This is a genomic window from Haloactinospora alba (assembly GCF_006717075.1).
Taxonomy (GTDB): domain Bacteria; phylum Actinomycetota; class Actinomycetes; order Streptosporangiales; family Streptosporangiaceae; genus Haloactinospora; species Haloactinospora alba.
Genome location: NZ_VFQC01000001.1, coordinates 3,354,063 through 3,366,380, shown reverse-complemented (window position 1 = coordinate 3,366,380; position 12,318 = coordinate 3,354,063). Strand labels below are relative to the sequence as shown.

At 70.7% G+C, this 12,318-nt stretch carries 12 protein-coding genes; 7 read left to right on the top strand and 5 right to left on the bottom strand.

What is annotated here, in order from left to right; translation table 11 throughout:
* Window positions 1–5 precede the first annotated feature (5 nt).
* The 6 genes from nuoL (at window position 6) to FHX37_RS15130 (ending at window position 7,688) form a co-directional block, all read left to right on the top strand.
* Window positions 6–1,955 carry an NADH-quinone oxidoreductase subunit L gene (gene nuoL / locus FHX37_RS15155; protein ID WP_141924515.1) on the top strand — a complete coding sequence of 650 codons (1,950 nt, stop codon included), beginning with the start codon at window positions 6–8 and terminating at the stop codon, window positions 1,953–1,955.
* A 1-nt stretch (window position 1,956) separates the two neighbouring features.
* On the top strand, window positions 1,957–3,507 hold the full coding sequence (locus FHX37_RS15150) for an NADH-quinone oxidoreductase subunit M (RefSeq protein WP_141924514.1): 1,551 nt from the start codon (window positions 1,957–1,959) through the stop codon (window positions 3,505–3,507).
* The gene (nuoN, locus tag FHX37_RS15145) at window positions 3,507–5,156 is read left to right on the top strand and encodes an NADH-quinone oxidoreductase subunit NuoN (protein ID WP_141924513.1); all 1,650 of its coding nucleotides are present in this window, start codon (window positions 3,507–3,509) and stop codon (window positions 5,154–5,156) included. The genes FHX37_RS15150 and nuoN overlap by 1 nt, the downstream gene beginning before the upstream one ends.
* 137 nt (window positions 5,157–5,293) lie before the next feature.
* A complete protein-coding gene (locus tag FHX37_RS15140; protein ID WP_141924512.1) occupies window positions 5,294–6,298 on the top strand; it encodes a polyprenyl synthetase family protein in 1,005 nt (334 codons plus the stop codon).
* Between the two features lie 241 nt (window positions 6,299–6,539).
* Entirely contained in the window at window positions 6,540–7,031 is a 492-nt protein-coding gene (locus FHX37_RS15135) for a PRC-barrel domain-containing protein (RefSeq protein WP_246062301.1), read from the top strand.
* Window positions 7,032–7,097: 66 nt separating this feature from the next.
* The gene (locus tag FHX37_RS15130; protein WP_141924511.1) at window positions 7,098–7,688 is read left to right on the top strand and encodes a hypothetical protein; all 591 of its coding nucleotides are present in this window, start codon (window positions 7,098–7,100) and stop codon (window positions 7,686–7,688) included.
* A 140-nt stretch (window positions 7,689–7,828) separates the two neighbouring features.
* Here FHX37_RS15130 and rarD read toward each other — a convergent pair whose 3' ends face one another.
* Both rarD and FHX37_RS15120 read right to left on the bottom strand, forming a co-directional pair.
* A complete protein-coding gene (rarD, locus tag FHX37_RS15125; RefSeq protein ID WP_141924510.1) occupies window positions 7,829–8,752 on the bottom strand; it encodes an EamA family transporter RarD in 924 nt (307 codons plus the stop codon).
* A gap of 109 nt (window positions 8,753–8,861) precedes the next feature.
* Window positions 8,862–9,482, bottom strand: a complete 621-nt coding sequence (locus tag FHX37_RS15120; protein ID WP_141924509.1) for an ion transporter — start codon at window positions 9,480–9,482, stop codon at window positions 8,862–8,864.
* Between the two features lie 96 nt (window positions 9,483–9,578).
* Between FHX37_RS15120 and msrA the strand changes: the two genes are divergently transcribed.
* Entirely contained in the window at window positions 9,579–10,244 is a 666-nt protein-coding gene (gene msrA, locus FHX37_RS15115; RefSeq protein ID WP_141924508.1) for a peptide-methionine (S)-S-oxide reductase MsrA, read from the top strand.
* A gap of 76 nt (window positions 10,245–10,320) precedes the next feature.
* Here msrA and FHX37_RS15110 read toward each other — a convergent pair whose 3' ends face one another.
* The 3 genes from FHX37_RS15110 to FHX37_RS15100 form a co-directional block, all read right to left on the bottom strand.
* Window positions 10,321–10,920, bottom strand: coding sequence for a Uma2 family endonuclease (locus tag FHX37_RS15110; RefSeq protein ID WP_141924507.1), 600 nt, complete (start codon window positions 10,918–10,920; stop codon window positions 10,321–10,323).
* A 199-nt stretch (window positions 10,921–11,119) separates the two neighbouring features.
* Complete coding sequence (locus FHX37_RS15105) at window positions 11,120–11,329, bottom strand: hypothetical protein (protein WP_141924506.1); 210 nt, start codon at window positions 11,327–11,329, stop codon at window positions 11,120–11,122.
* Between the two features lie 267 nt (window positions 11,330–11,596).
* Window positions 11,597–12,124, bottom strand: coding sequence for an Ntn hydrolase family protein (locus tag FHX37_RS15100; protein WP_141924505.1), 528 nt, complete (start codon window positions 12,122–12,124; stop codon window positions 11,597–11,599).
* Window positions 12,125–12,318 lie beyond the last annotated feature (194 nt).

Genomic DNA, 12,318 nt, shown 5'->3' with positions numbered 1-12,318 from the left:
CGACAGTGTCAGACGTAACCCTCGCCGCCGGCCCGCACACGGTCACCACCGAGGCCACCGGCGCGGTCCTCAGCAACGCCTGGCTGCTCATCGCGTTCCCGCTGGCGGGCGCGGCGGTCCTGCTCCTGGGCGGACGCCGCACCGACGGGTGGGGCCACTGGCTCGGCACCGCCCTCCCGCTGGCCAGCTTCGGCTGGGCGGTGCTGGCCCTGCTCCGGCTGCTGGAGGCGGACCCGGTCCAGCGCAGCCGTGAGGTCCCGGTCTACGAGTGGTTCTCCGCCGGCGACGTCACCGTCCGGGCCAACCTCCTCATCGACCCGCTGTCGATCAGTTTCGCCCTGCTCATCACCGGCGTGGGGTCGCTGATCCACATCTACTCGGTGGGCTACATGGCCCACGACGCCAACCGGCGGCGCTTCTTCGGCTACCTGAACCTGTTCGTCGCGGCCATGCTGGTGCTGGTCCTGGCGGACAACTTCGCCCTGCTGTTCCTCGGCTGGGAGGGTGTCGGCCTCGCCTCCTACCTCCTGATCGGGTTCTGGCAGCAGCGGCCGGCAGCGGCCGTCGCCGCCAAGAAGGCGTTCCTGATCAACCGGGTCGGCGACCTGGGGCTGCTCATCGCCATCATGCTGATGTTCGGCGTGTTCGGCACCGTCGCCTTCGGCGGCGTCCTCGACAACGCCGGGGAGGCCGGGCCGGTCGTGACGACGGCGCTGGGGCTGCTGCTCCTGCTGGGGGCGTGCGGGAAGTCCGCGCAGCTCCCGCTGCAGGCCTGGCTGCTCGACGCGATGGAGGGCCCCACCCCGGTCTCCGCCCTCATCCACGCGGCCACCATGGTCACCGCCGGCGTGTACCTCATCGTGCGCGCCGGCCCGATCTTCGAGGCCGCACCGGCAGCCCAGACCACCACCGCCGTCGTGGGCGCGGCCACACTGCTCGCCGGCGCCGTCATCGGGTGCGCCAAGGACGACATCAAGAAGGCCCTGGCCGGCTCCACCATGAGCCAGATCGGCTACATGACGCTGGCCGCCGGACTGGGCCCGGTGGGCTACGCCGCCGCCATCGCCCACCTGCTCACGCACGGTTTCTTCAAGGCGGGCCTGTTCCTGGGTGCGGGCTCGGTGATGCACGGCATGAACGACGAGGTCGACATGCGCAGGTTCGGCGGCCTGCGCACCGCCATGCCGATCACCTTCGCCACGTTCGGTCTGGGCTACCTGGCGATCATCGGGTTCCCGTTCCTCTCCGGGTGGTGGACGAAGGAGGGCATCATCGAGGCCGCGTTCACCAGCGGCGGCCTCAGCGGCCAACTGCTCGGTACCGCCGCCCTGGTCGGGGCCGGGTTGACCGCCTTCTACATGACCCGCGTGATGATCCTGACGTTCTTCGGAACCAGGCGCTGGGACGACGGCGCGCACCCGCACGAGTCGCCGGCCTCCATGACGGCCCCGATGGTGGTCCTCGCCCTCGGGTCCGTGTTCCTGGGCGGGCTCCTCGTGTTCGGCTACCGGTTCGCGGCGTTCCTGGAACCGGCGGTCGGCGGCCCCGAGGAGCACCACGCGTTCAGCCTCGCCACCATGCTCACCAGCGTTCCCAGCCTGGCCGCGCTGGCGCTGATGGTCGGCGGCGCGGCCGTCGCCTGGTTCATGTACGGCCGGGCGCCGGTGGCGCGCGTGGCACCGGCGGGCAACCCCGTCACCGTCGCCGCCCGCAACGAGCTCTACGGCAACGCCATCAACGAAGGGCTGTTCATGCGCCCCGGAAACACGCTCACCAGGGCCATGGTCGCCATCGACACCACGGTGGTCGACGGCATGGTCACCGGGGTCGGCACGACCGTGCGCGAGGGCTCGCAGGGCCTGCGCACCGTGCAGACCGGCTTCGCCCGGACCTACGCGCTGACGATGCTGTTCGGCGCCGCCATCGTCGTGGCAACGCTGGCTGTGAGGATCTAAATTGACCGACATCCCCTGGCTCACCCTCGCCATAGCGCTTCCCGCCGTGGGCGCGCTGGCGCTCGCGCTGGTCCCGCGCGAGCGCCCCGAACTCGCCAAACGCCTCGCGTTCGGGGTCAGCGCGGGAACCCTGCTGCTCGTCGCCACCATGGCGTCCGGTTTCTCCCCCGACGGCCCCCGGATGCAGTTCACCGAGAGCCACCCGTGGATACCGCGGTTCGGGGTCAGCTACTCGGTCGGCGTCGACGGTGTGGCGCTGTTGCTGATCCTGATGGCCGCGGTGCTGGTCCCGCTGGTGCTGCTGGCCGCGTGGCGGGAGTCCGACACCGGGCCGTCCGGCGGCGGGCACGGGTACTTCGCCCTGATCCTGCTGCTCGAGGCGATGATGATCGGGGTGTTCGCCGCCACCGACGTCTTCCTGTTCTACGTGTTCTTCGAGGCCATGCTCATCCCGGTCTACTTCATGATCGGACGGTACGGCCGCGGGGAGCAGCGGCGCCGCGCCGCGGTGAAGTTCCTGCTGTACAGCCTGCTGGGCGGGCTGCTCATGCTGGCCGCCGTCATCGGCGTCTACGTCATCGGCGGCACGTTCCGCTGGGACGAGCTCACCGGCGGCGCCCTGGCCGGCGCGGACACGGCGGCACTGCGGTGGATCTTCCTCGGCTTCTTCGTCGCCTTCGCCATCAAGGCGCCGATGTGGCCGCTGCACACCTGGCTGCCGGACGCGGCCGGCTCCTCCCGCCCGGGAACCGCCGTGCTGTTGGTCGGCGTGCTGGACAAGGTCGGCACCTACGGGATGCTGCGCTACTGCCTCGAACTGTTCCCGGGGGCGGCGGCGTGGTTCGTGTGGCCCGTCGTGGTGCTGAGCCTCGTCAGCATCCTCTACGGCGCCGTGCTGGCGATCGGGCAGAGCGACATGCTGCGGCTCATCGCCTACACCTCCGTGTCCCACTTCGGGTTCATCACCCTGGGGATCTTCGTGATGACCACCCAGGGCCAGTCCGGCGCGGCCCTCTACATGATCAACCACGGGTTCGCCACGGGCGCGCTGTTCCTCCTCGTGGGATTCCTCATCGCCCGCGGCGGGTCGGCGGCCATCGCCGACTACGGGGGAGTGCAGAAGGGGGCGCCGGTGCTCGCCGGGACGTTCCTCCTGGCGGGACTGGCCGCCCTGTCGCTTCCGGGGCTCTCCCCGTTCATCAGCGAACTCCTGGTGTTCGTCGGCACGTTCGCGTTCCACCCCGTGCCCGCGGTGATCGCCACCGTCGGCGTGGTGCTGGCCGCCCTGTACATCCTGTGGCTGTACCAGCGCACCATGACCGGACCGCTCCCGGACAGTCTGGCGAGGATCAGCGACCTGTCCCGGCGCGAAGTGTGGGCGGTGGGGCCGCTGCTCGCGCTGATCGTACTCTTCGGCGTCTACCCGCAGCCGCTGCTGGACGTCATCAACCCGGCCGTGGAGCAGACCATGCAGCAACTCGACCCACCCGACCCGGCGTTCCTCCCGGGCGACGTCCTGACCGCTGACGGCCAGGAAGGAGGCCACGAGTGATGGCGGTGACCCAGGCGGCCGTGACCGCGCTCGCCGACGCCCCCGTGACCGAGGCGCCCCAGATCGACTACTGGCTCCTCTCACCGATGCTGACGATCTTCGGCGCGGGCGTGCTGACCGTGCTCGTCGAGGCGTTCGTCCCCCACGCGCGGCGCAGGTCGCTGCAGCTCGGCCTGTCCCTGGCGTCCGTGCTGGCGGCGTTCGTGCTGACCGTGCTGGTGGTGGGGTCCCTGCCCGCAGGTGAGCCCGGCACGACCGTGGCCATGGGAGCGGTCGCGGTCGACCGCTCCGCCCTGTTCTTCCAGGGAACAGTCCTGGTTCTGGCGTTCATCAGCCTGCTGCTCGTCGCCGAGCACCGCGGCGGGGAGAGCGCGTTCGCCGCGCAGGCCGCCACGGTGCCCGGAAGCGAGGAGGAACGCCGCCACGTGCAGGCGGGGTCGCAGCACACCGAGGTGTACCCGCTGGTCCTGTTCGCCCTGCTGGGCATGCAGCTCTTCCCGGCGGCCAACGACTTTCTGACCATGTTCATCGCCCTGGAGACGCTGAGCCTGCCGCTGTACCTGCTGTGCGGACTCGCGCGGCGCCGGCGCCTGTTCTCCCAGGAAGCGGCCGTGAAGTACTTCCTGCTGGGAGCGTTCTCCTCGGCGTTCTTCCTGTTCGGGGTGGCGCTGATCTACGGCTACGCCGGGTCGGTGAACTTCGCCGGGGTGCACGAGGCGATCGAGGCGGGCGGATCCGACGTGTTCGAGCAAGCCACCGCCGAACCGCTGCTCCTGCTGGGGATCGCCCTGGTCAGTGTGGGGCTGCTGTTCAAGGTCGGAGCGGTGCCGTTCCACAACTGGAAACCCGACGTCTACCAGGGCGCGCCCACCCCGATCACGGCCCTGATGGCGTCCTGCACCCTGGTCGCCGCGTTCGGCGGGATGCTGCGCGTGTTCTACGCGGCGTTCGGCGCCTCGGTGGAGCAGTGGCGTCCGATGCTGTGGGTCGTTGCGATTCTCACCATGGTGCTCGCCGCCGTCATCGCCGTCACCCAGCGGGACATCAAACGGCTGCTGGCCTACTCGTCGGTGGTGCACGCCGGCTTCGTGCTGACCGCGGTCATCGCCGCCAGCCCCGAGGGGATGGCCGGCGCGATGTTCTACCTCGCCGCCTACGGCTTCACCACCATCGGCGCCTTCGCCGTGGTCACGCTGGTGCGCACGCACCACAACGGGCCGGAGGCCGGTGACCTGTCGCACTGGGCCGGGCTGGGGCGCAGCGCCCCGCTGTTGGCCGGGTCACTGGGACTGTTCCTGCTCGCCTTCGCCGGAATCCCGCTGACCAGCGGATTCATCGGGAAGTTCGCGGTGTTCGAGGCGGCCATGGCGGCCGGGGCGGCCCCGCTCGTGATCGTGGGCGTGCTGAGCAGTGCGGTCACGGCGTTCTTCTACGTGCGTATCATCGTGCTGATGTTCTTCGCCGAACCGGCCGAGGGCGGACCGACCGTGCTGCGGGCGGGCGTGGCCACAGGGTCGGCGATCGTCGCCGGCGTCGCGGCCACCATCGCCCTCGGAGTGTTCCCCCAACCCGTGTTGGAGCATCTCCTCCCGCAGCCCCAGGAGCAGGAGGCGGAGCAGGTGGCCGAGGCGAGCGGGTTCGTTCGGTAGCGGGACACGAACGGTATGTGGCCTTGGCTGTTGAGACCGGGTCCGATAGCTTGGCTAGCTGGATTATGTCCATCCCGAGAGCGCGCGGTACGCCGACCGTCCGGCTGCCGCGCGCCTGCTGACGTGTGGAGCTTCAGGTGAGCGGTGCTGTCCCGAGCGGTTTCCTCGCTTTGCCGGGTATCGACGCGACCCTCGCCCGGGAAGTTCACGATGCCCTGCAACAGGTGGAGGACGTGTTGCGGGACTCGGTCGCGGCGAGTGACCCCATGCTCACCGACGCGGCGCGCCACCTGCTGTCCGCGGGCGGGAAACGCTTCCGCGCCACCCTGGTACTGCTCGCCGCGCGGTTCGGCGACCCGAACGCTCCCGAACTCACCCGCGCCGCGGCCGTGGTGGAGCTCACACACGTCGCGACGCTCTATCACGACGACGTCATGGACGAGGCGGAGCTGCGCCGGGGGAAGGCCAGCGCGAACCAGCGCTGGGGGAACACGGTGGCCATCCTCACCGGCGACTACGTCTTCGCGCGTGCCTCGGAGCTCCTCGCCGACCTGGGAACCGACGCGGTCCGGATGCAGGCCAGAACGTTCGGGAGACTGGTCCAGGGCCAGGTCCTGGAGACCTCGGGGGCACCGGAGGGCACCGACCCCCTCACCCACTACATGAACGTGATCGCGGACAAGACGGCGTCGCTGATCGCCTCCTCCGCGGAGTTCGGGGCTACGTTCGCCAACGCCCCGGCGGAGGTGACCGCCACGATCACCCGTGCCTGCGACGCGTTGGGCATGGCCTTCCAGCTGTCCGACGACATCCTGGACGTTTCCGGGAACTCCGGCGAGTCCGGGAAAACCCCGGGGACCGACCTGCGCGAGGGCGTGCTGACCCTGCCGATGTTCCACGCCCTGCGCCAGCGCGGTCCGCAGCACGAACGGCTGCGCGAGCTCCTGGGGCGGCCGCTGGACGACGAGGAGACCGACGAGGCGCTGCGCCTGTTGCGGGCCAGCCCCGCCCTGGAAAGCGCGCGCGGCGACCTGCGCGCGTGGGCGGACACGGCCCGGGACGAACTCGCGACCCTCCCCAAGGGGGCGCCGCGCGAGGCGTTCGAGGCCCTCTGCGACTACGTGGTGGAACGCTCGGGCTGAGAGCTGCCCGCTTCCCCCACCCGCCGCGGCGGGCGCGGCGTTCGCCCCCGGCCGGCGACGTTTCGCCCCGGTCCCCCGTGCCCGTCGCGGGTAATAACCGGGTCCAGACTCGGTATTGGTTGAGTAAGCTCCGGCATCCCGCCTCCCACCTCGGGGAATCTGCGCATGAGCGGAACCGCGCCCGGGCTCGTGCCCGCGCGCGACCGCCTGCTACCGGGGGAATTACGGGGGAGGAGCCGCCGTGGCGACACAGTTGGGGGCGCAGTCCCTGGTCGGGCACCGTTTGCTGGACCGGGACGGCAACAGCATCGGGAAGATCGGTCACGTCTTCTTCGACGAGTGGACCGAGACGCCGAGGTGGATCACGGTCCGCACCGGGCTGTTCGGGACGAACGAGAACATCGTGCCCCTGAAGGGGGCGCAGCTGGTCGACGACGAGGTGCAGGTGCCGTACCACAAGTCCGTCATCAGGAAAGCGCCGAGCTTCCCCGCCGGCCAGCACCTGCAGCCGTGGCAGGAGAACACGGTCTGCCGCCACTACGAACTGCAGGAGATCCCGGACCAGCGGGGCAGTGACGGCCGGGAGTACCGCAGGGGCAAGCACGCGCGGCCCGCCGACCCGCGGGGGCAGAACGAGGCCGAGTTCACCGAGTTCCTGGACGACCTACTGGCCGAACGCCGCGGCCGGCACGCGAGGGAACGCGACAACGGCGCGGAACCGCCGCCCTCCTAGACGGGCCCGTTCCGAGTGTGTTCACTGGTCGCGGGCTCTGGGAGCACAACGCGACAGGAAGGGAACATGGCGTCGGACATCGCCGCGTTCCCGCCGTCGGCGGTGCGCCTCTCCGTGAGCGCGGCCGGCGCCGAGTCCGTCCGGTTCGGAGCCGACGGAACCGAGCGCGAGACGTCGCGCCACCTTCTCCGCGCCGACGGCTGGCTGCACTGGGACTACACCGTTCGCGACGAGCGGGGTGATGCGCATCACTCCTGCGACGGCACGGCGATCCGGTCCACACTCCCAGGGCGCGGTGGGACGCGCCATTGCCCGGTACCCGACCCGCCCACGCGCGACGATCCGCTGTACTTCTGCTCATGGACGGCGTTCGCGCGGGGATGGTTCGCGGAGATGCTCCGCCCGGTCGATCTGCTCGCGCGCGTACGGGTCACCTCGACGGGCGATCCGGACGGCGAGGGGCGGATGCGGATGGCGGCGGAGCCGACGGGTAGCGAGCTCTCTCCCTACAGCGGTTTCTCCCTTACCGGCAGGCGTCGACTGGAACTCGTCCTCGACACGCGGCGCGGGTGCTTCACCGAGGTCACGGTGGTGCACCGGGACTCCGCCGGCGCCGACCGGTCGTCGTTCCACCGGCTCACGCGCCCGGATCCGTGAGGGAACGACCCGCCGGTGACGCGGCGGACCCCCACCACGGAACCCCCGCGGTTCGGTGCGCAGCCGCTCGGGTCCGGTCGGACACGCACGCCCCTGCTCGTCCCGGAGCGGCCAGGCGGGAGCAGGCGCGTGACGGGACGCTACGAGGAGGAGCGCTCCGGTGCGGCGCGGTCCGCCGGGCGGGAGGCCCGGTTGCCGGCGTTGCGGACCAGGTCCACGGCGAAGACCGCCAGCGCCACCCACACGATGGCGAACCCGACCCAGCGGCTGGGCGGGAGCTCCTCGGCGAAGACGAGCCAGGCGAACAGGAACTGCATCACCGGAACCATGAACTGCAGCAACCCGATCAGGGTGAGCGGTATCCGCCGGGCCGCCGCGCCGAAGGCGACGAGGGGGAGCGCGGTGACGACGCCGGACCCCACCAGCAGCAGGTCGTGGGCGGGGGAGCCTGCGCCGAAGGTGCCCTGGCCGGTGCTCTGGAGGAAGGCGACGTAGCCGAGCGCGGGCAGGAACATCAGCAGCGTCTCGACGGTGAGGCTCTGCACCCCGTCGAGTGTGGTGAACTTCTTCAGCACCCCGTAGGTGGCGAAGGAGGACGCCATGACCAGCGACATCCAGGGCACCGCGCCGTAGGCGTAGGTGAGCACGGCCACCGCGAGCGCCCCCAGCGCCACCGCCACCCATTGGGGGCGGCGCAACCGTTCGGAGAAGATCACCACACCGAGGGTGACGCTGACCAGCGGGTTGATGAAGTACCCGAGGGCCGCCTGCGAGGGGTGCGCGGAGTTCACCGTGTAGATGAAGGACCCCCAGTTCACCGAGATGACGGCAGCGGCGCCGGCCAGTATCAGCAGCTGGCGGGGGGTGCGCAGCACCTCCGAGATCCAGCGCCAGTTCCTGCCGACCGCCAGCAGGACCACCACCGCGAGCAGGGACCACACCATCCGGTGGGCGAGGATCTCGACCGCTCCGGAGGAGGACAGCAGGGGCCAGTAGAGGGTGCTGACGCCCCACATGGCGTAGGCGCTCGCCCCGAGGAGCACACCGCGGTTCAGTTCGGACACGGACGTCAGCTTAGACGACGATTCATCCTATGAGTAGATGTTTTTGCTGTCCTGTCGCGCCGCTGGCGGCACGTCCCGGCGCGCTTGGGGTCACCCCTCGGATTCCCGGTCAGGGCGGGAGCGGTCCCTGTTCCTGTGCGCGGAGCACGACGACGGTCGCGGCGAACAGCAGCACCGCGGCGACGAGGGGAGGCCACACACCGGCCCAGCCGAGCAGGTCGGCCAACAGCAGACGGCTCCGGGCGGTCGGGTCGGCCAGTACGACCGCCACGAACCCCGCGGAGAGCAGGACCGAGCCCGTCATGACGACCCGCTGCCAGGTGCGGGGGAGGTCCGCGCGGCGGCGGAGCACCCGGCCGGCCTTGAGGATCCGGGTCACCCGGACCACCCGCAGCGCCCCGAGAACCTGGAGGAAACGCAGTACCTGCACCGGACCGATGAGGAATATCACAGCCGGGACCGTCGCGCAGGCGACGAACGTCGTCCACTTGTGGTCGCGGATCCACCGAAGGCGGCTGTCCGCCATCAGGAACAGCACGAGCCACTCCGCCCACAGCACGGCGCTGACGAGCCAGTTGGCCGCCCGGCCCAGGGCGGAGGCTGCACCCGACCCCCACACGGTCAGGAACAGCGCCGGTACGGAGGCGACAGCGGCGACCAGCACCGGAACGGCGAGCCCGCGCTCCAGCCTGCGGGCCCGCGCGTTGATCTCGGTGACCGTGTCGGGCATGCCACTGGGAAACTAGCCGACGCGCACGGGCGTTGCCGAGCGGCGGCGCGTCGTGACCGCAGTGGCACGGCGTCGGCCACCTATTAGGCTGAAAGTATGTTCGGGCAGAAGGTAACCATGGTCGAGCCGGACCGGGCGCTGCCCGGCCGGGAAACCCCGCTCGCCGCCCCGCCGCGCCACGAGGTGCTGGGAACCCAGCTCACCCCGCCCTACCCGGAGGGTAGCGAGGTCGCCGACGTCGGCATGGGCTGCTTCTGGGGCGCGGAACGCGCGTTCTGGAGGCTCGGCGCGCACAACGGCATCATCACCACCGCGGTGGGATACGCCGGGGGCTACACCCCCAACCCCACCTACGAGGAGGTCTGCAGCGGCCGTACCGGGCACACCGAGGCGGTGCGGGTGGTGTTCGACCCCGAGCGGATCTCCTACCGCGACGTGCTCAAAGTGTTCTGGGAGGGCCACGACCCCACGCAGGGGATGCGCCAGGGCAACGATGTGGGCACCCAGTACCGGTCGATGATCCTGTACCACGGCGAGGCGCAGCGGGCCGCGGCCGAGGAGAGCCGGGAGGCCTTCCAACGCGTCCTCGACCGGTCCGGACACGGCACCATCACCACGGAGATCGTGCCGGCGGGCGAGTTCTACTTCGCCGAGGGGTACCACCAGCAATACCTGTCCGATGCCAAGAACCCCAACGGCTACTGCGGCCTCGGCGGGACCGGCGCCTCCTGCCCGGTGGGGGTGGCGCGCGAGGGCGCGTGAACCGGGACCATCCGGCCCGTGGCGGGAGCGGAACCGGCGGACCGCGAGCGCGGCGCGTTCGCCGCGGAGGCCGGCTCTACTCCCCGCCGATGCGGGTCTTCCACGGGCCGGCGGCGACGAGCCAGTGCGGCACGAGCGTGACCGGGAACGGCGCCTCCGTCCGGAAGGTGTCCTGACCGAACACCTGGGTGACCTCGCGGTAGCTCCCGCCGTCCAGGCGGAACTCGGCGATGCCGGGCTTGTCCGGAGCGGGGTTGACGATCCAGTAGGAGGCGACGCCGAACTCGGCGTACTCCCGCGCCTTGGTGTGGTGGTCGCGGAAGACGCTCTCCGGGGAGACCACCTCGATCGCCAGCAGCGGCGGGCGGCTCAGGTAGGGCCGCTCGAAGTCCGCCTCGCCGATGGCGGCGACGTCCGGGATCCGGTGGTGGGTGCGCTGCTCGTCGAGGTTGATACCGGGACCGGCCAGGACCATCACGTCCTCGGGGGCCAGGACGCCGAGGTGGATCGTGAGCCGGGACTCGATCAGGGTGTGCAGGGAGACCGGAGCGGGAGACACGTCAAGCCTCCCGTCGACCAGCTCGTAGCGGTTGCCGTCGTCCGGCATCCGCTCCAGGTCCGCCACGGTTAACGGCCGCTGCTGGGGGTCCGCTTCTCCGGCGCTCATAACAGCCATGATGCCTCCTCGCTCGCATGGAGGCCAGTATCGCGGCCCGCGGCCCGGCTACGGGCGCGTAACCCGAAACCCGTCCTCCGGGGTTTCGACTCCGGGCACCGGCGGGGTTCCCGTACGCGGTCCCGGCGGCCGCCGCGAGCCGGTGGTGCGGCCCGGGGCGGGGGCGCAGCTGCCCCGCCCGCCCCGGGCCGGGCACTGTTCAGCTGACGCCCATGCCCTTCTCGGTGTGGTAGTCGATCACCGAGCAGCCGTCCGGCGCGATGCCCGAGGCCTGCAGCACGTCGGCGCAGATCGGCACGGTGATGTTCTGCACCTCGGCGTTGTTGTCGGCCTGCGCGGTGCCGGACATGGCGCCGACGGCGAGGGCGGTCGCGGCGACCAGGCTGGACACTGCGGCGATACGCTTCATCGTCGATCCTTTCGAACGTTCATACGGGGTGGGCGCACCGCCCACCGGAATGTAACTTAGCGTAGCTGAATCTGTGTGTCGCGTGATAATCCGAGATTCGCGGAATCCCGTCGGAAATGCTGTCCGTCAGGGGCGGGAAGCCGCCCCCGCGGCGCGACCGGAGCCGTGGGGCCCCGCCGTCCGTTCGCAACGCCGCCGGACACACGAAACCCGCACGCGCCACCGTGGCGCGTGCGGGTTCCGGAGCGTGTTCGCCTCGGGAGGGAGTCACCAACCCGGCTGGCCGTAGCCCGGGTACTGCTGGTTGTAGCCGGGCTGCTGGGGCTGGCCGTAACCGGGGTACTGCTGGTTGTAGCCGGGCTGCTGGGGGTACCCGTAGCCCGGGTACTGCTGCGGATAGCCGCCGTACTGCTGTCCCGTCTGGTACTGGTAGGCCGCGTACGGGTCCGGCTGCTGGGCGCCCGTGGGGTAGTGCTGGTACGGCCGCTGCTGGCCCGAGGTCTGCTCCCGCTGGGCCTGGTTGGGCTGCTCGGCCTCCTTCGGGGTCTGCGCGGCCGGCCGGAAGATGCACAACCGGGTCGACTCCCCGCTCCCGCTCGGGGTCATCTGGTCCAGCTGCCACCCGGCCTCCTCGATGCCCTCGAGGATGCGGGACAAGCCGGGGCGCACCTTGCTGGAATCGTCGTCGTAACCGTCAATGTCCAACTGCACGATGAACAGCCTGCGTTTCTGCTGCGCGGCGACTCTCGCGTGTTCGACGACGGTGCTGTCTTTCACGACCTGCGTGACGCTCATGTGTACCGTACCTATCTGCTCGTCGCGGCGAGCGGGCGTGCCCGGTCATCGCATCGTCCCCGGAAGCCGCTCCGGCTTCCCAGCGGGGAGGTCCACCGCCCGCACCCCCAGACAGGGCCCGGACCCCGTCCGACGGACGCTTGTCCACTACGTGACGCCCGACCGCCCGGCCGCGTTCCCGTCCTCTCAGCCGG

Bases quoted from the DNA above. Each gene is read 5' to 3' on its own strand.
- FHX37_RS15105 (WP_141924506.1), bottom strand. From the start codon at position 11,329: ATGAAGCGTATCGCCGCAGTGTCCAGCCTGGTCGCCGCGACCGCCCTC.
- FHX37_RS15100 (WP_141924505.1), bottom strand. From the start codon at position 12,124: ATGAGCGTCACGCAGGTCGTGAAAGACAGCACCGTCGTCGAACACGCG.
- FHX37_RS15120 (WP_141924509.1), bottom strand. From the start codon at position 9,482: ATGCCCGACACGGTCACCGAGATCAACGCGCGGGCCCGCAGGCTGGAG.
- msrA (WP_141924508.1), top strand. From the start codon at position 9,579: ATGTTCGGGCAGAAGGTAACCATGGTCGAGCCGGACCGGGCGCTGCCC.
- FHX37_RS15110 (WP_141924507.1), bottom strand. From the start codon at position 10,920: ATGGCTGTTATGAGCGCCGGAGAAGCGGACCCCCAGCAGCGGCCGTTA.
- FHX37_RS15130 (WP_141924511.1), top strand. From the start codon at position 7,098: ATGGCGTCGGACATCGCCGCGTTCCCGCCGTCGGCGGTGCGCCTCTCC.
- nuoN (WP_141924513.1), top strand. From the start codon at position 3,507: ATGGCGGTGACCCAGGCGGCCGTGACCGCGCTCGCCGACGCCCCCGTG.